Genomic DNA, 20,802 nt, shown 5'->3' with positions numbered 1-20,802 from the left:
ATCAGGAGAAATAGCTCAGCAACGAGTTAATCACCGTGCGCTGGTTTACGCCCGACAGATTATAGAATAACGGCAGGCGCAACAGGCGTTCGCTCTCCCGGGTGGTGTAGCGATCCTCACCGTGGAATCGGCCAAAGTTCTCCCCTGCCGGGCAGCTATGCAGCGGGATATAGTGGAACACCGCCAGAATCTCCGCCTCTTTCAGCCAGGCAATCAGCTTGCTGCGATCGTCAATATCGCGCAGTTTGATATAGAACATATGCGCGTTGTGTCCGCAATCGGCGGGAATGACCGGCAGATCGATCCGCCCGGCGCGCGCAAGCGGCAACAGGGCATCATAATAGTTCTGCCACAGCGCCAGGCGCTGCTGGTTAATCCGCTCCGCCGCTTCCATCTGCGCCCACAGATAGGCCGCCTGTAAATCGGACATCAGATAGCTGGAACCAATATCGCGCCAGGTGTATTTATCCACCAGACCGCGAAAAAACTGGCTACGGTTGGTGCCTTTTTCGCGAATGATCTCCGCGCGTTCCACCAGCTTGCGATCGTTAATCAGCGTTGCCCCGCCTTCGCCGCCGGCGGTGTAGTTTTTGGTTTCATGGAAGCTGAAACAGCCAATATGGCCGATGGTGCCGAGCGCGCGGCCTTTATAAGTGGACATCACCCCCTGAGCGGCATCCTCCACCACCAACAGATTATGTTTGCTGGCGATAGCCATGATGGTGTCCATCTCGCAGGCCACGCCCGCATAGTGGACCGGCACAATCGCGCGGGTTTTTTCGCTGATTGCCGCCTCAATCAGCGTTTCATCGATATTCATGGTATCGCGACGAATATCAACAAAGACGATCTTCGCCCCGCGCAGTACAAAGGCGTTGGCGGTGGAGACAAAGGTGTAGCTCGGCATAATCACTTCGTCGCCCGGCTGGATATCCAGCAGCAGCGCCGCCATTTCCAGCGACGCGGTACAGGACGGCGTCAGCAGCGCTTTTGCCGTTGCAAAACGCTGCTCCATCCACTGCTGGCAGCGGCGGGTAAAACCGCCATCGCCGCATAGCTTGCCGCTTCCCATCGCGGACTGCATATAATCAAGCTCGGTTCCCACCACCGGCGGCGCGTTAAATGGAATCATCATGTCACCTGTATAACCAGTACGCGGTGCTTTCCACACTGGCACCGCTGAGAATGTAACGTTTAAGCGCGGCAACGTTGCCCATCTGGGTCGCCACCCGCAGCGTCGTCAGCCCGCGCAGCGCGGCCCAGCGTTGCGCCGCCTGCATTAATGTTGCGCCCTGTCCGCGCCCGGCCAGCAGACCTATTCTTGCCTCTTGCTCATTGAGCTGGCGCAGAGAGACAAACCCGCGGATATCACCATCAGGTGCGCGACAAATCAGGCACTGGTGATCGAAAATCCCCAGTACCGCGTTTTCAATCCACTGGGCATAGAAACGTTCGCTGGCGTCAGGGGCGTACCAGGGCGCACGAAAACGACTCTGAGCAAAAGCCTGAGCTGCCAGCTCGCGCAGTCGGGGAATATCCGCTTCTGTCGCCCTCTCAGCGCCAACGTCATCATAAGCCGTAAGCGTAAGCGCGAGATCAACTTCGCCCTCTACCAGCCGGAAGCCTGACGCCTGTAGCGCATCCAGCCGTGCGACATCATCCGCCGCGACTTTGGCCTGCACTCGCGACCAGCCAGCCAGCGCTTCCGTCGTCAGCAGCGGCGCGTCATCGGCAAAGCGCAGGATAGCGCTGTTAACGCCGAAGAAGCGGTTTTCCCACTCCAGGGGCTCAATACTGGCGCGGACGGGCACGGAGAAGATCCAGTAAGTATTGGCCGTAGCCGGTTTTTTCCAGCCGTTTCGCCGCGCGCTTCACGCCGTCGTCATCCAGCCAGCCGTTGCGCCAGGCGATCTCCTCCAGGCAGGCAATTTTGAAGCCCTGACGCTTTTCAACCGTCTGCACAAACATGCTGGCCTCAATCAGGCTATCGTGAGTGCCGGTATCCAGCCAGGCAAAACCGCGGCCCAGCAGCTCAACCGTCAATGCGCCATCGTCGAGATACATTTGATTGATAGAGGTGATCTCCAGTTCGCCGCGCGCCGAGGGTCTGACCCGTTTGGCGTATTCCGCCACTTTACCGTCGTAAAAATAGAGGCCGGTGACCGCCCAGTTGGATTCAGGTTTTTTTGGCTTCTCTTCCAGCGAAATCGCACGGAACGCATCATCAAACGCCACCACGCCAAAGCGTTCAGGATCCATCACCTGATAACCAAATACCGTCGCCCCGGAAGTCCGGGCCGCCACGCTACGCAGTTTCGGACTGAAGCCCTGGCCGAAAAAGATATTATCGCCCAGCACCAGGCACGAAGGCTCGCCGTTAAGGAACGCCTCGCCGATGATAAAGGCCTGCGCCAGTCCATCCGGGCTCGGCTGGACGGCGTAGCTTAGCTGCACGCCGAATTCCGAACCATCGCCAAGCAGACGCTGAAAATCACGCTGGTCATCCGGAGTAGTAATAATCAACACCTCGCGGATACCGGCCAGCATCAGTACCGATAGCGGATAATAGATCATCGGCTTATCGTAGATGGGTAGCAGCTGTTTCGAAACGCCGCGTGTGATCGGATGCAGGCGAGTACCCGAGCCGCCAGCCAGAATAATACCTTTCATCTTCCCCCTCAGACGCTCAGGCTTGCAGGCCCAGGCGTTCTCCTTGATAGCTACCGTCCAGAACCTGCTGCCACCAGGCTCTATTCTCCAGGTACCACTGAACGGTTTTGCGCATACCGCTGGTAAAGGTTTCGTCCGGCCTCCAGCCCAGCTCGCGTTCAATTTTCGTCGCATCAATGGCGTAACGCAGGTCATGCCCGGGACGGTCGGCAACGAAGGTGATGAGATCGCGATAGTGCGCCAGACCATCAGGTTTGTGCGGCGCCAGGGTTTCCAACAGCTCGCAAATGGTTTCTACCACCTCGATATTCTTACGCTCGTTATGGCCGCCGATATTGTAAGTCTCGCCCGGCTCGCCGCAGGTTGCCACCCGATAAAGCGCCCTGGCGTGATCTTCAACGTATAGCCAGTCACGAATTTGCTGGCCATTGCCATAAACCGGCAGCGGTTTGCCCGCCAGCGCGTTGAGGATGGTCAGCGGGATCAGCTTTTCCGGGAAATGATACGGCCCGTAGTTATTCGAGCAGTTAGTCACCAGCGTCGGCAGGCCATAGGTTCGCTTCCAGGCGCGAACCAGATGATCGCTGCTGGCCTTTGAGGCGGAATAGGGACTGCTGGGGGCATAGGGGGTGTTTTCGGTAAATAAGCCGCCGCTATCGTGCAGATCGCCGTAGACCTCATCCGTCGAGATATGATGAAAGCGAAAAGCCGCTTTTTTTTCGGGCGCCTGCGCATTCCAGTACGCCCGTGCGGCTTCCAGCAACATCCAGGTACCGACAATATTGGTTTCAATAAATGCCGCCGGACCATCAATAGAGCGATCGACGTGGCTTTCCGCCGCCAGGTGCATCACGATATCGGGCTGGTAGTGGCCAAATACGCGATCCAGCGCTGGCCGATCGCAGATATCTACCCGCTCAAAGGCAAAGCGCGGGTCCTGAGCAACAGGGGCCAGCGACATCAGATTTCCGGCATAGGTCAGCTTATCCACCACCACGACCTTATCGGCAGTTTCCGTGATGATTTCACGCACCAACGCCGAACCGATAAACCCGGCTCCGCCGGTGACCAGAATCGTTCTCACCGCCAGACCCCTTTGGTGTCGACGATAAACGGCTGACTCACGCTGTCGCCGCTTATCGCTTTAAATTCTTTATGATCGACCAGCATCACCAGCACATCGGCGCTCGCCAGCGCCTCGTCCAGCGGCGTCAGAGCGCACAGGCCGTCAAGTTTGTTCGGCAGTTGCTGAATATTCGGCTCAACAACCAGGGTTTCGCCGCCATGCCAAAGGGCGATTTGCCGGGCAATCGCCATTGCCGGGCTTTCGCGCAGATCATCAATATTGGGCTTAAACGCAAGGCCAAAGCAGGCGATTTTCAGCTCGCTGGCGCGTTTGTTGCTGGCGGCGAGGCAGTCGGCGACCCGCGTTTTAACCTGATCGATAACCCATTCCGGTTTATGGTCGTTTACCTCGCGCGCGGTGCGGATCAGCCGCGCCTGCTGCGGATTTTGCGCTACGATAAACCACGGATCGACCGCAATGCAGTGGCCGCCGACGCCCGGACCAGGTTGCAGGATATTAACGCGCGGGTGACGATTCGCCAGGCGAATCAGCTCCCAGACGTTAATCGCCTGATCGGCGCAAATCAACGAAAGTTCATTGGCGAAAGCGATATTGACGTCGCGGAAGCTGTTTTCGGTTAGCTTGCACATCTCAGCGGTGCGCGAGTTAGTCACCACGCATTCGCCTTCGAGGAAAATTTTATACAGCTCGCTGGCGCGGACCGAGCATACGGGAGACATCCCGCCGATCACGCGGTCATTTTTTATCAGTTCAACCATGACCTGCCCCGGCAAAACGCGTTCCGGGCAGTAGGCGATATTCACATCAGCCGCTTCGCCAACCTGTTGCGGAAAGCTCAGATCAGGGCGCATCTCCGCCAGCCAGGTCGCCATCTGCTCGGTTGCGCCGACCGGCGACGTGGACTCGAGGATAACCAGCGAACCTTTCTTTAGCGTCGGGGCGATAGACTTCGCCGCCGATTCGACGAAAACCATATCCGGCTCATGCAGATCTTTAAACGGCGTCGGTACCGCAATAAGGTACGCGTCAGCCTCCACCGGCGCGGTGGTGGCGCTCAGATAACCCTGCTCGACCGCCTCTTTGACAACGCTCGCCAGATCCGGCTCCACGATATGAATTTCACCACGATTAATGGTCTCCACGGCATGTTGATTGATATCAACGCCGACCACCCGCTTCTGCCGGGAGGCGAACGCGGCAGCGGTTGGCAGGCCAATATATCCAAGGCCAATCACTGAAATGGTAGAAAAACTCATAACGTTACCTGATTATTTTTTAGTGCGGACAAAATACGATGACACGCCTGTCCATCGCCGTACGGGTTATGCGCCCGACTCATGGCCTGATACGCAGACTCATCTTGCAGTAAGCGCGTGACTTCATTAACGATGCGCTGGCTATCGGTGCCCACCAGGTACACGGTACCGGCGCTGACCGCTTCCGGGCGCTCGGTCATGTCACGCATCACCAGAACCGGCTTCCCGAGCGATGGCGCCTCTTCCTGGATGCCGCCGGAGTCGGTCAGGATCAACCATGCGTGATTCATCAACCAGACGAACGGCAGGTAATCCTGCGGTTCAATAAGCATGACGTTATCAACGTGGCCAAGAATACGATTAACCGGCTCGCTAACGTTCGGGTTCAGATGCACCGGATAGACAATCTGTACATGCGGATTGTTGGCGGCGATCTCCGCCAGCGCATGGCATATCTGCTCAAAGCCGCGGCCAAAACTTTCCCGACGATGCCCGGTAACCAGAATCATTTTCCTGCCATCAGAGAGGAAGGAGTAACGCTGGGCGAGCTCATTGCGCAAAGCTTCATCACGCAATGCCTGGTCACGCACCCAGAATAGTGCGTCAATAACCGTGTTACCGGTGACCGTAATCCGGCTGTCAGCGATATTCTCCTGCAGCAGATTCTGTCGTGACGTTTCCGTCGGCGCAAAATGGTACGTTGCCAGACGCCCGGTTAACATCCGGTTGCCCTCTTCCGGCCACGGCGAGCTCAAATCGCCCGTGCGCAGCCCGGCTTCCACATGGCCCACCGGAATTCGCTGATAGAACGCAGCCAGGCTCGCCGCCATCGTGGTGGTCGTGTCGCCATGCACCAGCACCACATCTGGCCGGAACGATTCCAGTACCGGTTTCATGCCTTCAAGAATACGACAGGTAATCTCCGTCAGCCCCTGACCTGGCTGCATAATGTTCAGATCATAGTCCGGAACAATAGAAAAAAGTTTTAATACCTGATCGAGCATCTCCCTGTGCTGCGCGGTCACGCAAACTTTCGCCTCAAAATGAGGGTCTTTTGCCAGCGCATGAACCAGAGGCGCCATCTTTATGGCTTCTGGTCTCGTGCCAAACACCGTTAGTACTTTCACATCAACTCTCTTCGATTAGGCGATAAAGGCGATACTCGTCGTCTTTCAAGCAGCATCTGCATCGCCGACGAGGGATAACTCGACATCAACAAGGTCTCACTGCGGGCTGCATTCACTGGACACGGCGACGCGATAACGCAACGCCTGCGCCAATGAGCGCGCCCACAATCCCCCACATCACCATCAGAAACACGCGACGCGGGCTGTCGCGTTTTACCGGCTCTTCAGGCGTGCGCAGATACCTGTAAGTCTGGAAACGCGGGTCCAGGGTCGGCCCGACGTTTAAGGTCGTTAGCATGGCGCGGCTCTGATCATAATCCAGACTGTATTCCGGCCCCACCGCCTGTAGATTTTCCAGCCGCGCCTGCAGCATCGGCCTTCCCAGCAAAAACAGTTCAGAATCCGGCAACTGGTCTGGCGGAACGTCGGTTTCACTGCGGGAGATGTTATGCTGCTGCGCAACTTTCAGCGCCTGTTCCACGCTATGCATGCGGCGATTGAAAATCGCGCGCGCCACCTCTTCCTGACGTTTCACCTGCGCTTTCATCTGTATGGTGCGGGCAGCCCAGGCGCCTTTAAGCTCGTCATTGAGATGCCCCGCCGCGCGCTGGCTGGCAAAAGCGACATACTGTCGCAGCAGATTATTGGCATCCGGTGCCGTTTCGGCTGTCAGCTTCACGCTATCGTTGACGTTTTTTTGCGCATCGCCCGGTATAAACTGAATATCGTTAATCAGGTCATCCAGCAGTGCGGCGTCGGCGCGAGCATTACCCGACTGGCGCTGTTTGTAGTAGTCAGTCTGCAGCCAGAAGTCACGACGAGTATCCCATGACGCCTGCTGCATAATGAACTCTTTATAGGCTTCGTCCATTACCGAAGGTTGATCGACCGAAGCAAGATTGGCCTTGATATCAAGATTACGTAAGAACTGCTGTTGCGAATAGTACCCTCCCAGCATATTCACCGTTGGCCTATCGGTAATCGCCGTCGCGCTCCACTCCTGGCGAGCAAAAAAGGTATAAACCAGAACAATCAGTGCAAAAAGCACCGCGATACCGGCTATCCAGCTTTTCCCTGACCATAAGGCGCGAAACAACCCGCGAATATCCAGTTCATTCTCAACATTCACTGCACGAACTCCCGGTAATGGTTGACTCATCAGGTCCCCAGATTTACTTGGTTAATTTTGGATTATTGCCGCTGTGTCGCCGTATTCTGCGTCTAATGCGCTTAACCAGGCGCGCCACTTTCCACGCGCGTTTAATACAGTAGCCATAAAGAAAGAAGGCTAATAAAAAGAGTATTAACATCACCCATTCAGGAACAAAGCGGGTATATTCCGCCACCACGCCAACCAGCGCCAGTAGCGCTGCCGCCAGGGTAATCAGAACGAACGCCTGGCGGGAAGTAAACCCGGCACGCATAATCAAGTGATGAATATGCTGCCGGTCCGGAGAAAACGGGCTCATCCCTTTACGCAGACGACGATACATAATCGCCACCATATCCATCAGCGGGATAGCAATAATCCACAATGCGGTTACCGGGCTAATAGGATGCGTTTTTCCCTGCGTGGTCTCCAGCAGCAGCCAGATGATAGTGAAACCAATCATGGTACTGCCAGCGTCCCCCATAAAGACCTTATAGCGACGGCCAAGCACGCCGAGGTTAAGTAAAATATAGGGTAAAATGGCGGCAATCATCGCAAAACACCACATCGCCAGGCTATATTGACCATCAAACAACAGGATGATTCCCATTGCCGCGAATGAGACAGAGGAGAGGCCGCCAAGCAGGCCATCAATACCATCCACCATATTGAAGGCATTGATCGCGGCCCAAACGGCAAAAAGGGTAAGGAAAAAGCCAAAGGGGCCGAGAACCAGCTCCCACGCGCCAAAAATAAACCCGAGGCTACTCAGATGAAGATGGCCAACCGTCATCATAATGATGGCAATCGCGGCCTGAATAACCGCGCGAATTTTGACACTGATATCGAAACGGTCGTCCAGCGCGCCGACCAGCACCAGTACCCCGGCACACGCAAGATATAGCCGGGCATGGGGAATATAATAATCGGCAATGGCAAATGTAAAACATATACCTGCATATACTGAGATACCACCGACTAACGGAATCAATCCCTGATGCCGTTTGCGATAGTTTGGTTTATCCACTAGCCCAATTTTTTCCGCCGCCTTACGAGCAACAAATATAAACAGGGTAGTAAATAAGAAAATACTGATTAATTCAGTAATAGCAGTGAGTAAATTCACAATGCAGTGCTCTCAGCATAGTTAATGCGGGAAGTATAACGACGATATCTCAGCTCCAGAAGGGGTAAAGGCAGAACATTACAAATTTATTGTAGAAATTTTAGGCTGTTAAAGCACCGCACTCTCTTTGCCATCGTGCTGAATACATCATTCGTTTACACCCGCTTTTCTTCCCTGCATGGATCATACAAACCCGGAAAACAAAACGCCACGCAATAGCGTGGCGTTCTCTGGCTTTTTTTAAATTACGAGCGCTTCATCATATCGAAAAAGTCATCGTTGGTTTTGGTCATCGCCAGTTTATTGATGAGGAATTCCATCGCGTCGATTTCACCCATCGGATGGATGATTTTACGCAGAATCCACATTTTTTGCAGCTCTTCCTGCGTGGTGAGCAGCTCTTCTTTACGGGTACCGGAACGGTTGTAGTCGATAGCCGGGAAGACGCGTTTTTCGGCAATCTTACGCGAGAGGTGCAGCTCCATATTACCGGTGCCTTTAAACTCTTCGTAGATAACTTCGTCCATTTTAGAACCGGTATCGATCAGCGCGGTCGCGATGATGGTCAGGCTACCGCCCTCTTCGACGTTACGCGCGGCGCCAAAGAAACGCTTCGGACGGTGCAGGGCGTTGGCGTCCACACCACCGGTCAGGACTTTACCGGAAGCCGGCACTACGGTGTTGTAAGCGCGCGCCAGACGAGTAATCGAGTCGAGCAGGATGATAACGTCTTTTTTATGTTCAACCAGACGCTTCGCTTTCTCGATCACCATTTCCGCAACCTGAACGTGACGGGAGGCAGGTTCGTCAAAGGTTGAAGCAACCACTTCACCTTTAACCAGACGCTGCATCTCAGTCACTTCTTCCGGACGCTCGTCAATCAGCAGGACCATCAGCACACAATCAGGATGGTTGTAGGCAATGCTCTGCGCGATATTCTGCAGCAGCATGGTTTTACCGGCTTTCGGCGGCGCCACAATCAAACCACGCTGGCCGCGACCGATCGGCGATGCCAGATCGAGAACACGCGCGGTTAAGTCTTCCGTTGAGCCGTTACCACGCTCCATACGCAAACGTGAATTTGCGTGCAGTGGCGTCAGGTTTTCAAAGAGGATCTTGTTACGCGCGTTTTCCGGTTTGTCATAGTTAACTTCATTAACTTTCAACAACGCAAAGTAGCGTTCGCCTTCTTTCGGCGGGCGAATCTTACCAGAAATGGTATCACCAGTGCGGAGGTTGAAACGGCGGATTTGGCTGGGAGAAACGTAGATGTCATCAGGACCGGCGAGGTAGGAGCTGTCTGCAGAGCGGAGGAAACCAAATCCATCCTGCAGTATCTCCAGTACGCCATCGCCAAAGATATCTTCACCACTCTTCGAATGCTGCTTGAGGATGGCAAAAATAATATCCTGCTTACGCATACGGGCCAGGTTTTCCAGCCCCATATTTTCGCCGAGAGTAATCAGCTCAGAAACCGGCGTATTCTTTAATTCGGTAAGATTCATAATGATGTGGGTTCTTAAACTCGGGGTAATTCTCGAACTTAATGTTGTGAATGGTATGGCAGGAACATCCATGCCTGTTAACGGCCTTCATCTCGTGTCTGTACGTTGCCTGGTCACAGGAAAAAACACAGAACTGAAACGACTAGACGGAATGAGTGATAAGCCAGGAATTATTAGCTTCACGCGCATTTTCTGCGGGACGCTTTGGGTAAAACAAGATTCAAACAAAAGGTATGTTTAAAACGAAGTCTGGGATTAACTTAGCACGACTCTGGCCGGGCGTCCAGAGATCCACAAAAAATAGGAGCCCGGACGCCGGAATAACAAACCGCTTACGCCAGGTTGGCGTCGAGGAACTCTTTCAACTGGCCTTTAGACAGCGCGCCAACTTTGGTCGCCGCAACTTCGCCATTTTTGAACAGCAGCAGAGTCGGGATGCCGCGAATGCCGTATTTCGGCGCCGTACCCGGGTTCTGATCGATGTTCAGTTTCGCAATGGTCAGTTTGCCCTGATACTCTTCAGCGATCTCATCCAGAATCGGGGCGATCATTTTGCACGGACCGCACCACTCTGCCCAGAAATCGACGAGGGTTAGCCCGTCAGCCTTGAGTACGTCCGTGTCAAAACTGTCGTCAGTCAGGTGAATAATTTTATCGCTCATATTTAACTCCACAGGAATAAGCCTGGTGTGTTGGTGTCGCAGCCATCAACGACGTGTCAATGCTACGTTACGCACGCTGTTCTTCAGGGTGCATCTTTTCACTGCCTGCGAGATAAGCCCCATCATAGGCTTCCCACCGGCAGACGTTAAAGCAACCTGCGCTCAAACTGGCTTATCGCAGATTTGCCACCCTCGGCTCGCTTAGTCGTCTAAGCTTTCGAGGATGCGTTCTGTTGCCGCAGACGTACCTTGAATAATTTCATGCATAGCCAACGAAAGGTTGACGTTATTTCACCGGATACGCTTTCTTAATGCAATAGTAAGCTGATATTCTACCACACTATGAGCAAAACACATTTAACAGAACAGAAGTTTTCCGACTTCGCCCTGCACCCTGCAGTCGTCGAGGCCCTTGAAAAAAAAGGGTTTCATAATTGCACACCCATTCAGGCACTCGCCCTCCCGCTAACGCTGGAAGGTCGTGATGTCGCCGGGCAGGCGCAAACCGGTACCGGTAAAACGATGGCGTTCCTGACGTCAACGTTTCATTATCTTCTCACACACCCGGCTATCGCTGACCGCCAGGTCAACCAGCCGCGCGCGCTAATCATGGCGCCAACGCGTGAACTGGCGGTGCAAATTCATGCCGATGCAGAACCGCTGGCGCGGGCAACCGGCCTGAAGCTTGGTCTGGCCTACGGCGGTGATGGCTATGACAAACAGCTGAAAGTGCTGGAAAGCGGCGTGGATATTCTGATCGGCACAACCGGTCGTCTTATCGACTATGCCAAACAAAACCATATCAACCTCAGCGCCATTCAGGTTGTCGTCCTTGACGAAGCCGATCGCATGTACGATCTCGGCTTTATTAAAGATATCCGTTGGCTGTTCCGTCGGATGCCGCCCGCAAATCAGCGCCTGAACATGTTGTTCTCCGCCACCCTTTCATATCGCGTACGTGAACTGGCGTTCGAACAAATGAACAACGCCGAATATGTCGAAGTTGAACCAGAGCAGAAAACAGGCCACCGCATCAAGGAAGAACTGTTCTATCCTTCCAACGAAGAAAAAATGCGTCTGCTGCAGACGCTGCTGGAAGAAGAGTGGCCGGATCGCACCATTATTTTTGCCAACACCAAACACCGTTGTGAAGATATCTGGGGTCATCTGGCGGCGGACGGCCATCGCGTTGGTCTGTTGACCGGCGACGTGGCGCAGAAAAAACGCCTGCGTATTCTCGATGAATTCACCCGCGGCGATATTGATATTCTGGTCGCAACCGATGTCGCCGCCCGCGGCCTGCACATCCCGGCCGTTACCCATGTCTTCAATTACGACCTGCCGGACGATTGCGAAGATTACGTTCACCGCATTGGTCGTACCGGTCGCGCTGGCGCCAGTGGTCACTCCATCAGCCTGGCCTGTGAAGAGTACGCGCTGAACCTCCCGGCTATCGAAACCTATATCGGCCACTCGATTCCGGTAAGCAAATACAATTCAGATGCGCTGATGACCGGACTGCCTAAACCGCTACGTCTCACGCGTACGCGCCCTGGCAACGGCCCGCGTCGTAACGGTCCGCCCCGTAATCGTCGTCGTTCAGGTTAACGATATGCCATACACAACGTCATTCAGGTTGCATCAGGGCAGCAAAGAAGCGAATCCCGACGGGCTTTTTCGGGTAAGTGATTCGGGTGATAAATTTGTCAGCAACAGATTTGCACGCCGCTTACAACGCCCCGTCGGGTTGGGTCCCAGGAGCGGGCCGAATAATCAACGCAGCCAACACTGAGGCAGCCTGAAGGATGAAATGTATGAGTTCCCCCTCGCTCTATGCGGCTATCGATCTTGGTTCCAATAGCTTTCATATGCTGGTTGTACGCGAGGTGGCCGGGAGCATCCAGACCCTCAATCGTATCAAACGTAAAGTCCGTCTGGCTGCTGGATTGAGTAATGACAACACCCTCTCAGCGGAAGCCATGGAGCGCGGCTGGCAATGTTTACGCCTGTTTGCCGAGCGTTTGCAGGATATCCCTACGGCGCAAATCCGCGTGGTTGCTACCGCAACATTACGTCTGGCAGTTAACGCCGGAGAGTTCCTGGAGAAAGCGCAGGAGATCCTCGGCTGCCCGGTGCAGGTCATCAGCGGAGAAGAAGAAGCTCGCCTGATCTATCAGGGCGTGGCGCATACCACCGGCGGCGCGGATCAGCGCCTGGTCGTGGATATCGGCGGCGCCAGTACCGAACTGGTTACCGGTACCGGAGCACAAACCACCTCGCTTTTCAGCCTGTCGATGGGCTGCGTCACCTGGCTGGAGCGCTACTTCGCCGATCGTAGTCTCACCAAAGAAAATTTCGATCTTGCGGAAACCGCCGCACGTGAGGTATTACGCCCCGTCGCCGATGTTCTGCGCTATCACGGCTGGAAAGTGTGCGTCGGCGCGTCCGGCACCGTTCAGGCATTACAGGAAATCATGATGGCCCAGGGGATGGATGAACGCATCACTCTGGATAAGCTCCGGCAGCTTAAACAGCGCGCGATTCAGTGTGGCCGTCTGGAAGAGCTGGAAATTGAAGGCCTGACGCTCGAACGCGCGCTCGTTTTCCCCAGCGGCCTGGCCATTCTGATGGCTATCTTCAGCGAGCTAAACATACAGAGCATGACCCTGGCGGGCGGTGCACTACGCGAAGGCCTCGTTTACGGTATGCTGCATTTGTCGGTCGATCAGGATATTCGTAGCCGCACGCTACGTAATATTCAGCGCCGGTTTCTGGTGGATACCGCTCAGGCACAACGCGTTGCCCGCCTGGCCGACCATTTCGTTCATCAGGTGGAAAAGCGCTGGGAAATTGAGCCATTGTGCTTTGATCTGCTGCAAAGTGCCTGTCAGCTGCATGAAATCGGCCTGAGCGTGGAATACAAACAAGCACCGCTGCATTCCGCCTGGCTGGTACGCAATCTCGACCTGCCCGGCTTTACACCTGCGCAAAAGAAGCTGCTGGCCACGCTGCTGTTAAACCAGACCAATGCTGTCGACCTCTCTTCAATTCATCAACAAAACGCGGTTCCGCCGAAGGTCGCGGAGCATATGTGCCGCCTGCTGAGACTGGCTATTCTGTTCGCCAGTCGCCGACGCGACGATTTGCTGCCGATGATTACGCTGGCCGCCGAAGATGAAAGTTTGACGCTGACGCTGCCGCACGGCTGGCTGGAAAATCATCCGCTGGGCCAGGAAATGGTAGAACAGGAGTGCCAGTGGCAAAGTTACGTTCACTGGCCGCTGTTGATCAAAGAACAGCCATCCTGAGTTGATATCCGTCATATTTCAGGTTGCGGGTGCGTTGGTGCGACGCCCCGTTATTGTAGCTTCACCCTGAAATCAAAATTGAAGTAATTGCTCAGGCAAAACGCGGTTCCGTATTCCAACACGTCTCCCTGAGCGTTACGGCTTTTCAGCGTAATTTTCATTAATGGGACCCCATGCGGTAAATCCAGTAAACTCAGTTCTTCTGCCGAAGGGACATGTACCGTCAGGGAGTAATCCTGAAGATCGGGAAAAATTCCGTTTTCAGCCCAGTGAGCATACAGTGAACCTTCGAATAAATCCGGGCGTGGCAAGAAACGCGCCGGGATAAACATGGTCTCGATAGAAACCGGCAGGGAATCTACCAGGCGTACGCGTTTTATTTTCGCCACGCGATCCCCGACAGCGATCTCCAGTTCACGTGCCAGAACGTCATCCGCCGCCAGTTTTTCCCTCACCAGCCAGCGGTCGGACAGCGTCCCGGCATGTTGTAGCTGGGCAGAAAATCCGCCGCTGGCAAGGTTATAACTTACCGGCTGATTCACTTCCGTCCCTTTCCCGTGCCGCTTGATAACCCGCCCGCCTTCCTGCAAAGCCTCCAGCGCTTTCACCACCGTCACCCGTGATAATTCAAGCGCCTGAGACATTTTACGTTCAGAGGGCAAAATACTGCCATGAGTCAGTAACCGATCCGCCATCGCTGCTTCAATAGCTTGTTTTAGTTGCATATAAAGCGGCGCGGGCGCCTCTGCATTCAGGCGAGCTTTTATGTACTCAAGCAGCGGTTGCGGCATCATTTCGTGGCCTTCCAGAATTATGTGGCTGTGGATTTATCATAGTGGATCCATACTGGAATCTGTAGCGCCATCATCGCGTCTCCCGGCACGCTCCCGCCTCCCTTCTTATCATCAAAATGTCCCGTCGATCACAGTGTGATGATAAAGGACTTTAACTGGACTTAATCTGGATCTATTTTCAGTATAACTTTTGTTCACTTCTTGCCGGGAGTCATTGATGTCTGATATTCGCCCTGCGTCTACCGCGGAACGCCGCATTCTTGGCTGCCTTTACGGGCAAGCCACTGGCGATGCAATGGGAATGCCTTCTGAATTATGGGCTAAGCGTCGAATCATTAACTATTTTGGCTGGATAGAACGCTTTCTTCCCGGTCCGAAAGAAAATATCGCCGCCTGCGAATTTAACGCCGCTGAATTCACCGATGATACCCATCAGTGTATCGCACTGATGGATGCGCTGAATGAAAACAACGGTGTCACCAATCCACTGCTTATCGCCAGACATATTCTGCTGTGGGCCAGAGGCTGTCAGGCATTTGAAAAAAATATCCTCGGCCCGACCTCGAAAGCGTCCCTGATTGCACTTGAGCAGGGGCAGTTGCTGGATGACATCGCCGCCAACGGCGTGACCAACGGCGCGGCAATGCGCGTGGCGCCGATGGGTTGCCTGCTGCCAACCCGGGACAAAGCCTTTTTCATTGAGCAAGTACGGCTGTCCTGCCTGCCTACACACAAATCAGATATCGCCATTGCCGGTGCGGTGGTAATTGCCTGGGCCATCAGTCGCGCCATTGAAAGTGCCGACTGGTCATTAATCAAAACGGAGCTGGTATCGCTGGCGAACGAAACTCAGCGCCATTATGAGTCCACTTTTAGTCCACTTCTCGGTAATCGCATCCAGCTGGCGCTGGAAAAGATGTCGGGGGAAACAGATCACCTGAAAGGCATTGATCGTATTTATACGGATATCGGTGCTGGTATGGATGTCATCGAATCCGTCCCCGCAGCAATTGCGCTGGTCGATCTATCCGGAACGCAGCCAATGAAATGCGCCATGCTGGCGGCAAATTTGGGCGGCGACACTGACACCATTGGCGCGATGGCAACCGCTATCTGCGGCGCGCTTCATGGAATCGACGCCTTCCCTGAAGACGCAATACACCAGATTAATCAGGCCAACAATATAGATTTCACGCCTTACGCACAGCAACTTGCAGGTTATCGCTTCGCATAATTCATAGAGGGTATCTATATGGACAGCAAAGCTTCATACGATGGCACCATCCAGACCCCCGGCATGGCGGAGCTGGGAATCGGTCTGGTACCTCCCGTCCACCAGACCCAAAAACCGATCCAGCTATTTTTCGTCTGGTGCGCGGCGAATATCGGCATTCTCGGGGTCGTTTACGGCGCGGTCATTGTGTCGTTCGGGCTCTCATTCTGGCAGTCGATACTTGCCGCCGTGGCGGGAGTCGCCTCCTTTGCGCTGGTTGGGGTAACCAGTATCGCCGGAAAAATTGGGCGCACCACGACGCTGACGCTCTCCCGCATCATATTTGGCAAACGCGGTAATATCGCGCCCACCAGCTTTTGTTGGATCAACCTGATGGGTTGGGAATCGGTGAATATGATTACCGGCACGCTCACGCTCGTCGCGATGTTTGCCGCCATGGGGTTTGCAGAGAGTCTGACCACCACCGCGTTATCACTTTTTCTGTTTGGCGGATTGACCGTGCTGGTCAGCGTGCTCGGCCAGAATACCGTATTGATGATGCAAAAATGGATCACCCGTATCTTTGGCGCCATGACGCTGCTGGTGGTGATTTATTTACTGTTTACCGCAGACTGGCAGGCCATCCTCGCGCTGCCTCCGGGCAACTGGATGACCGGTTTTCTCCCGGCAGTCTCTATTATTGCCGCAGGCACCGGTATCAGCTGGGCTATCGCCGGCGCCGACTATAGCCGGGATCAGCATCCTGGTTCCGGTGAAAAGCGCATTTTTCTCGCCGTCGTCAGCGGCGCCGCCGTTCCCCTGTTGCTGCTGATGCTCACCGGCATACTGCTTACCGCCCAGATCCCCGATCTGGCGTCCAGCGAGAACCCGATTTCCGCGATCGGCAAACTGCTGCCTTCCTGGATGGCAATCCCCTATCTGGCCGCCGCGACCGCCGGGGTTGTGACGATCGCCGTCCTGAGCCTCTATTCCGCCAGTCTTAACCTGTTAAGCATGGGGATCAAGCTACAGCAACGTTCCGCCGTCGCCCTGGACGCCGTGCTGGTGCTGGGGATCGCCCTCTACGTGCTGTTCGTCTCGAAAGATTTTCTCGGGCCGTTCATCGCATTCCTGATTTTCTGCGGCGTCTTTCTGGCCGCCTGGGCCGCCATTTTTATCGTCGATTTTTACCGGCTGCGCCGCCATGGCGGATATGCCGAAGCGGACTTATTCCGCGAAAGCGGCGCAAACCGAATCGCGCTCGCCTGCTGGATTGTCGGCGCGCTGGCTGGATTGATGGTATCGAAAACCGGCTTTATCGACGGGCCCTTTGCTGTCGGGATTTTCGCGGATTCCAGCCTCGGACTGTTCATCTCTTTTATTCTGAGCCTGATGCTGTATCTCATGTTCGGAGCCAAAAAGGGGGCTTATCATGATAATAACGGCTGATCGGCTATCGCCGCAGCGGCCGATCGTGGTTATCGGCGCCGCTTTTGTCGACATGATTCTCCATCTCGATACGCTGCCGCAAAGCGGTGGCGATATCTCCGCTTGCGACGGTGGACGGCAGATTGGCGGCTGCGCGTTTAATGTCGCCCGCGCGCTCGCGCGCCTTGAACTGGCCCCTGTTAACGCCATACCGGTAGGCAACGGCGAGTGGGGGCAAGCCGTGGCGCAAAAAATGGCGCAGGAAAATTTACCCGTACTCTTACGTCACCCTGACCACGATAACGGCTGGTGTCTGGCTCTCGTTGAGGCAAACAAAGAGCGGACGTTTATCACCATTGAGGGTTGCGAGCAGCACTGGAACGCCGGTCTGCTGGCGCAAATCCCGCAGCCGAAGGGCGCTATCATTTATGTTTCAGGTTACGAACTGGCCAGCGCAGAGCTGCGCCAGTGGATCCTCGCGCTTACGGAGGATAAGACGCTATTCGTTGATTTTGGCCCCCGCCTGGACGATCTGGATATTCACTTTATTCAGGCGTTACTGCGAAAACGTCCCGTTCTCACCCTGAACCGCGATGAACTCAGAACGCTATGCGCACGTTTGTATGACCTGGATGGCGCCACGCCTGACGCCGCCTCACGGCTCGCCAGAGACTGGCTGTTGCGGGCGATTTGTCGGTTTGATAGAGAGGGCGCATGGGTGGTAGAACCCGATGTGAAGCCACGGCATGTCCCGGCTTGCCGAGTGAAAGTCCACGACACCATTGCCGCAGGAGACAGCCACTGCGCGGGCACGATCGCCGGGCTGGCCTGCGGGATGAATTTGCGTCAGGCCGCGCTGCTGGGCAACCAGGTGGCGGCGATCGTCGTCAGTAAACCCGGTTCAGACGGCGCGCCCACTCGCCAGCAGCTACGCCGGTTCCAGCTGCGACAGGAAGAGAGCCGTTAACCGCTATTTACGCGCTTTCGCCAGCATCGCCCGGATGTTGGCGACGTTCGCCTGACCTTTATGCATGCGCTCTTCCGCCGAAATAACTTTGCGCTCCTGCTCCCAGATCAGGTCATCCTGCGGCAATTCCAGCAGGAAACGGCTCGGCTCAGGCCGCACCAGTTCGCCGTACTGGCGACGCTCTTTGCATAAGGTAAAAGTCAGCTCTTTCTGCGCGCGGGTAATACCAACGTAGGCAAGACGGCGTTCTTCATCGACATTGTCTTCATCAATACTGCTCTGGTGCGGCAACAGCCCCTCCTCCATGCCAACCAGATAGACGTACGGAAACTCCAGCCCTTTTGAAGCATGAAGCGTCATCAGTTGCACCTGATCCATCTCCTCATCCGACTCGCCGCGCTCCATCATATCGCGCAGCGTGAAGCGGGTAACAACCTGAGTGAGCGTCATCGGTTCATCGATGTCGCTGCCTTCCAGCATTTCAGTCATCCACGAGAAGAGCGTATTGACGTTTTTCATCCGCATTTCGGCGGCTTTCGGGCTGGGCGACGTTTCATATAGCCAGGATTCATAATCCACCCCGCGGATCAGGTCACGGACGGCGGCGATCGGCTCACGCTCTGAAAGCTGCTGAATTTCCCTTAACCAGTGGGTGAAGCGGGTTAACGCGTCATAGCCGCGCCCGCTTAACGTCTGGGTCAGCCCCATATCAAAGCTGGCGGTAAACAGACTTTTGTTACGCCCCATCGCCCACTCGCCCAGCTTTTGCAACGTCGCCGGACCGATTTCACGCTTCGGCGTATTGACGATACGCAGGAAGGCGCTGTCATCATCAGGGTTGGTCAACACCCGCAGATAGGCCAGCAGGTCTTTAATTTCCGGGCGAGAAAAGAACGAGGTGCCGCCGGAAATTTTGTACGGGATGCGGTTCTGCATCAGCATCTTTTCAAAAACCCGCGACTGGTGGTTGCCGCGATAAAGGATCGCATAATCCTTATATTCGGTTTTATTAATAAAGTGATGGGCGATCAGCTCGCCGGTTACGCGTTCCGCTTCATGGTCTTCATTATTCGCGGAGAGCACCTTCAGCTCCGCGCCGTAACCCAGTTCGGAAAACAGACGCTTCTCAAAAACGTGCGGGTTATTGGCAATCAGGATATTGGCCGCCTTCAGAATACGCCCGGAAGAGCGGTAGTTCTGCTCCAGCTTTATCACCTGCAGCGCCGGGAAATCCTGGCTTAACAGCACCAGGTTCTGCGGACGCGCGCCGCGCCAGGAGTAGATTGACTGATCGTCGTCGCCTACCACCGTAAAGCGCGCCCGCTGCCCCACCAGCAATTTCACCAGTTCATACTGGCTGGTATTGGTATCCTGATATTCATCCACCAGCAGATAACGAATTCTGTTCTGCCAGCGTTCCCGTACCTCTTCGTTGCGCTGCAACAGCAGCGTCGGCAGCAGGATCAGATCGTCGAAGTCGAGTACGTTGCAGGCTTTCATATGCGCATCGTACAGCCCGTAACAATGCGCAAAAATCCGCTCCCGTTCCCCTTTTGCTCCCGCCGCAGCCTGCGAAGGGGTCTTCAGATCGTTTTTCCAGTTGGAGATCGTGGAGATCAGCTGCTGGAGCAGCACCTTATCATCTTCAATCAACCCTTCGGTGAGCTCTTTCAGCAACGCCACCTGATCGGTATCGTCGAACAGCGAGAAGTTCGATTTCATCCCCAATGCGGCATACTCGCGTTTGATAATATCCAGCCCCAGCGTGTGGAAAGTGGAGATCATCAAACCGCGCGCCTCTTTGCGCCCCAGCGTTTGCCCGACGCGCTCTTTCATTTCACGCGCCGCTTTATTGGTAAAGGTCACTGCCGCGATATGACGCGCCTGATAGCCGCAGCCGCGGATCAGATGGGCGATTTTGTTGGTAATAACGCGGGTCTTGCCAGAACCGGCGCCCGCCAGCACCAGGCACGGTCCGGTAACGAATTCGACGGCTTGTTGTTGGCCAGGGTTTAAACGCATGGGAGTATTTTGCTCAATCTTCGAACGGGGTGGAGATTGTAGCAGAAAGCGGGGACGAAGGAGCAACAGGCTGCCCTTTCAGGCAGCCACAGATTGCTGACGAACCCCATATTTTTGCATGGGGTTCTTCTTTTGTAGCGACCACAGGTCGCGATCGCGATTTTTTTCGCTTATCACCCCATCATGGCGTTTTGCCATCCTGATGACGTTACGGGTCTTCCTGACTGCCCTTTCTGCACCATTAACAGCCAGTAAAAAAGCGCCAGAAGCGCCAACTTCTTCATATTCTGCGCTGTCGCCGCCAGCAGACACTGCATCTGCACTTTCATCAGGCCACGGAACCGTGCATACCGGTGACCGTGATGCTGTTTCGCGTCCGCGAAGCTTCTCTCCACCGTTTCCTTGCGCCTCGCGTACACTTTTTTACCCCATTTCGTCAGCCGCAGCGCGTTCGCTTTCTCTTTCGCCTCTTCCCACACGTGCCGCG

The 20,802-nt window shown here is 54.9% G+C and carries 18 protein-coding genes; 5 read left to right on the top strand and 13 right to left on the bottom strand.

Translation table 11 applies throughout. From position 1 onward, the window contains the following. Position 1: 1 nt before the first annotated feature. From rffA to trxA, 10 genes are all read right to left on the bottom strand, one after another. A complete protein-coding gene (rffA, locus tag FE839_RS17590; protein ID WP_138362129.1) occupies positions 2-1,132 on the bottom strand; it encodes a dTDP-4-amino-4,6-dideoxygalactose transaminase in 1,131 nt (376 codons plus the stop codon). Positions 1,133-1,136: 4 nt separating this feature from the next. Then, a complete protein-coding gene (gene rffC, locus FE839_RS17585) occupies positions 1,137-1,811 on the bottom strand; it encodes a dTDP-4-amino-4,6-dideoxy-D-galactose acyltransferase (RefSeq protein ID WP_138362076.1) in 675 nt (224 codons plus the stop codon). Beyond that, positions 1,789-2,670, bottom strand: a complete 882-nt coding sequence (gene rfbA, locus FE839_RS17580) for a glucose-1-phosphate thymidylyltransferase RfbA (protein ID WP_138362075.1) — start codon at positions 2,668-2,670, stop codon at positions 1,789-1,791. Before rfbA ends, rffC begins: the two co-directional genes overlap by 23 nt. A 16-nt stretch (positions 2,671-2,686) precedes the next feature. Continuing rightward, positions 2,687-3,754 (bottom strand): dTDP-glucose 4,6-dehydratase, encoded by a 1,068-nt coding sequence (gene rffG, locus FE839_RS17575; protein ID WP_138362074.1) that lies wholly within the window; start codon positions 3,752-3,754, stop codon positions 2,687-2,689. After that, entirely contained in the window at positions 3,751-5,013 is a 1,263-nt protein-coding gene (gene wecC, locus FE839_RS17570; RefSeq protein ID WP_138362073.1) for a UDP-N-acetyl-D-mannosamine dehydrogenase, read from the bottom strand. Before wecC ends, rffG begins: the two co-directional genes overlap by 4 nt. After that, positions 5,010-6,140 carry a non-hydrolyzing UDP-N-acetylglucosamine 2-epimerase gene (gene wecB / locus FE839_RS17565; RefSeq protein WP_138362072.1) on the bottom strand — a complete coding sequence of 377 codons (1,131 nt, stop codon included), beginning with the start codon at positions 6,138-6,140 and terminating at the stop codon, positions 5,010-5,012. Before wecB ends, wecC begins: the two co-directional genes overlap by 4 nt. A 112-nt stretch (positions 6,141-6,252) precedes the next feature. Further along, positions 6,253-7,299 carry an ECA polysaccharide chain length modulation protein gene (gene wzzE / locus FE839_RS17560; RefSeq protein WP_138362071.1) on the bottom strand — a complete coding sequence of 349 codons (1,047 nt, stop codon included), beginning with the start codon at positions 7,297-7,299 and terminating at the stop codon, positions 6,253-6,255. Between the two features lie 13 nt (positions 7,300-7,312). Further along, positions 7,313-8,416, bottom strand: coding sequence for a UDP-N-acetylglucosamine--undecaprenyl-phosphate N-acetylglucosaminephosphotransferase (wecA, locus tag FE839_RS17555; RefSeq protein ID WP_138362070.1), 1,104 nt, complete (start codon positions 8,414-8,416; stop codon positions 7,313-7,315). A gap of 245 nt (positions 8,417-8,661) precedes the next feature. Next, positions 8,662-9,921, bottom strand: a complete 1,260-nt coding sequence (gene rho / locus FE839_RS17550; RefSeq protein ID WP_002883293.1) for a transcription termination factor Rho — start codon at positions 9,919-9,921, stop codon at positions 8,662-8,664. A 332-nt stretch (positions 9,922-10,253) separates the two neighbouring features. Beyond that, positions 10,254-10,583 carry a thioredoxin TrxA gene (gene trxA / locus FE839_RS17540; protein ID WP_004097507.1) on the bottom strand — a complete coding sequence of 110 codons (330 nt, stop codon included), beginning with the start codon at positions 10,581-10,583 and terminating at the stop codon, positions 10,254-10,256. Between the two features lie 342 nt (positions 10,584-10,925). On the opposite strand from trxA, the gene rhlB reads away from it, so the two are divergent. After that, entirely contained in the window at positions 10,926-12,191 is a 1,266-nt protein-coding gene (gene rhlB, locus FE839_RS17535; protein ID WP_138362068.1) for an ATP-dependent RNA helicase RhlB, read from the top strand. 197 nt (positions 12,192-12,388) lie between these two features. Continuing rightward, positions 12,389-13,891, top strand: a complete 1,503-nt coding sequence (gene gppA, locus FE839_RS17530; protein WP_171034909.1) for a guanosine-5'-triphosphate,3'-diphosphate diphosphatase — start codon at positions 12,389-12,391, stop codon at positions 13,889-13,891. A gap of 50 nt (positions 13,892-13,941) precedes the next feature. Here the strand turns inward: gppA and FE839_RS17525 are convergent, their stop codons facing one another. Then, positions 13,942-14,682, bottom strand: coding sequence for a GntR family transcriptional regulator (locus FE839_RS17525; RefSeq protein ID WP_138362128.1), 741 nt, complete (start codon positions 14,680-14,682; stop codon positions 13,942-13,944). Positions 14,683-14,902: 220 nt separating this feature from the next. On the opposite strand from FE839_RS17525, the gene FE839_RS17520 reads away from it, so the two are divergent. The 3 genes from FE839_RS17520 to FE839_RS17510 are packed head-to-tail and all read left to right on the top strand — an operon-like array spanning position 14,903 to position 18,293. Further along, on the top strand, positions 14,903-15,919 hold the full coding sequence (locus FE839_RS17520; RefSeq protein WP_138362066.1) for an ADP-ribosylglycohydrolase family protein: 1,017 nt from the start codon (positions 14,903-14,905) through the stop codon (positions 15,917-15,919). An 18-nt stretch (positions 15,920-15,937) separates the two neighbouring features. Next, positions 15,938-17,347: a purine-cytosine permease family protein gene (locus tag FE839_RS17515; protein WP_138362065.1), complete on the top strand. Its 1,410-nt coding sequence runs from the start codon at positions 15,938-15,940 to the stop codon at positions 17,345-17,347. Next, the gene (locus FE839_RS17510) at positions 17,331-18,293 is read left to right on the top strand and encodes a PfkB family carbohydrate kinase (protein WP_138362064.1); all 963 of its coding nucleotides are present in this window, start codon (positions 17,331-17,333) and stop codon (positions 18,291-18,293) included. Before FE839_RS17515 ends, FE839_RS17510 begins: the two co-directional genes overlap by 17 nt. A gap of 3 nt (positions 18,294-18,296) precedes the next feature. On the opposite strand, the gene rep is transcribed toward FE839_RS17510, so the two are convergent. Together rep and FE839_RS17500 are read right to left on the bottom strand one after the other, a co-directional pair. Next, positions 18,297-20,315, bottom strand: a complete 2,019-nt coding sequence (gene rep / locus FE839_RS17505) for a DNA helicase Rep (protein WP_138362063.1) — start codon at positions 20,313-20,315, stop codon at positions 18,297-18,299. Positions 20,316-20,488: 173 nt separating this feature from the next. Beyond that, a partial coding sequence (locus FE839_RS17500) for a transposase (protein ID WP_171034908.1) occupies positions 20,489-20,802 on the bottom strand: 314 nt, incomplete at its 5' end.

Origin of the sequence: Klebsiella indica (genome assembly GCF_005860775.1) — a bacterium.
GTDB lineage: Bacteria > Pseudomonadota > Gammaproteobacteria > Enterobacterales > Enterobacteriaceae > Klebsiella > Klebsiella indica.
The sequence above is the reverse complement of the archived record's forward strand: the minus strand, read 5'-3'. Positions and strand labels throughout refer to the sequence as shown.

Excerpts from the sequence above, each read along its gene's own strand:
- wecC (WP_138362073.1), bottom strand. The coding sequence starts at position 5,013 with ATGAGTTTTTCTACCATTTCAGTGATTGGCCTTGGATATATTGGCCTG.
- FE839_RS17515 (WP_138362065.1), top strand. The coding sequence starts at position 15,938 with ATGGACAGCAAAGCTTCATACGATGGCACCATCCAGACCCCCGGCATG.
- FE839_RS17520 (WP_138362066.1), top strand. The coding sequence starts at position 14,903 with ATGTCTGATATTCGCCCTGCGTCTACCGCGGAACGCCGCATTCTTGGC.
- FE839_RS17525 (WP_138362128.1), bottom strand. The coding sequence starts at position 14,682 with ATGCCGCAACCGCTGCTTGAGTACATAAAAGCTCGCCTGAATGCAGAG.
- gppA (WP_171034909.1), top strand. The coding sequence starts at position 12,389 with ATGAAATGTATGAGTTCCCCCTCGCTCTATGCGGCTATCGATCTTGGT.
- FE839_RS17510 (WP_138362064.1), top strand. The coding sequence starts at position 17,331 with ATGATAATAACGGCTGATCGGCTATCGCCGCAGCGGCCGATCGTGGTT.
- wzzE (WP_138362071.1), bottom strand. The coding sequence starts at position 7,299 with ATGAGTCAACCATTACCGGGAGTTCGTGCAGTGAATGTTGAGAATGAA.
- rho (WP_002883293.1), bottom strand. The coding sequence starts at position 9,921 with ATGAATCTTACCGAATTAAAGAATACGCCGGTTTCTGAGCTGATTACT.
- rfbA (WP_138362075.1), bottom strand. The coding sequence starts at position 2,670 with ATGAAAGGTATTATTCTGGCTGGCGGCTCGGGTACTCGCCTGCATCCG.
- rffA (WP_138362129.1), bottom strand. The coding sequence starts at position 1,132 with ATGATTCCATTTAACGCGCCGCCGGTGGTGGGAACCGAGCTTGATTAT.
- rhlB (WP_138362068.1), top strand. The coding sequence starts at position 10,926 with ATGAGCAAAACACATTTAACAGAACAGAAGTTTTCCGACTTCGCCCTG.
- trxA (WP_004097507.1), bottom strand. The coding sequence starts at position 10,583 with ATGAGCGATAAAATTATTCACCTGACTGACGACAGTTTTGACACGGAC.
- rep (WP_138362063.1), bottom strand. The coding sequence starts at position 20,315 with ATGCGTTTAAACCCTGGCCAACAACAAGCCGTCGAATTCGTTACCGGA.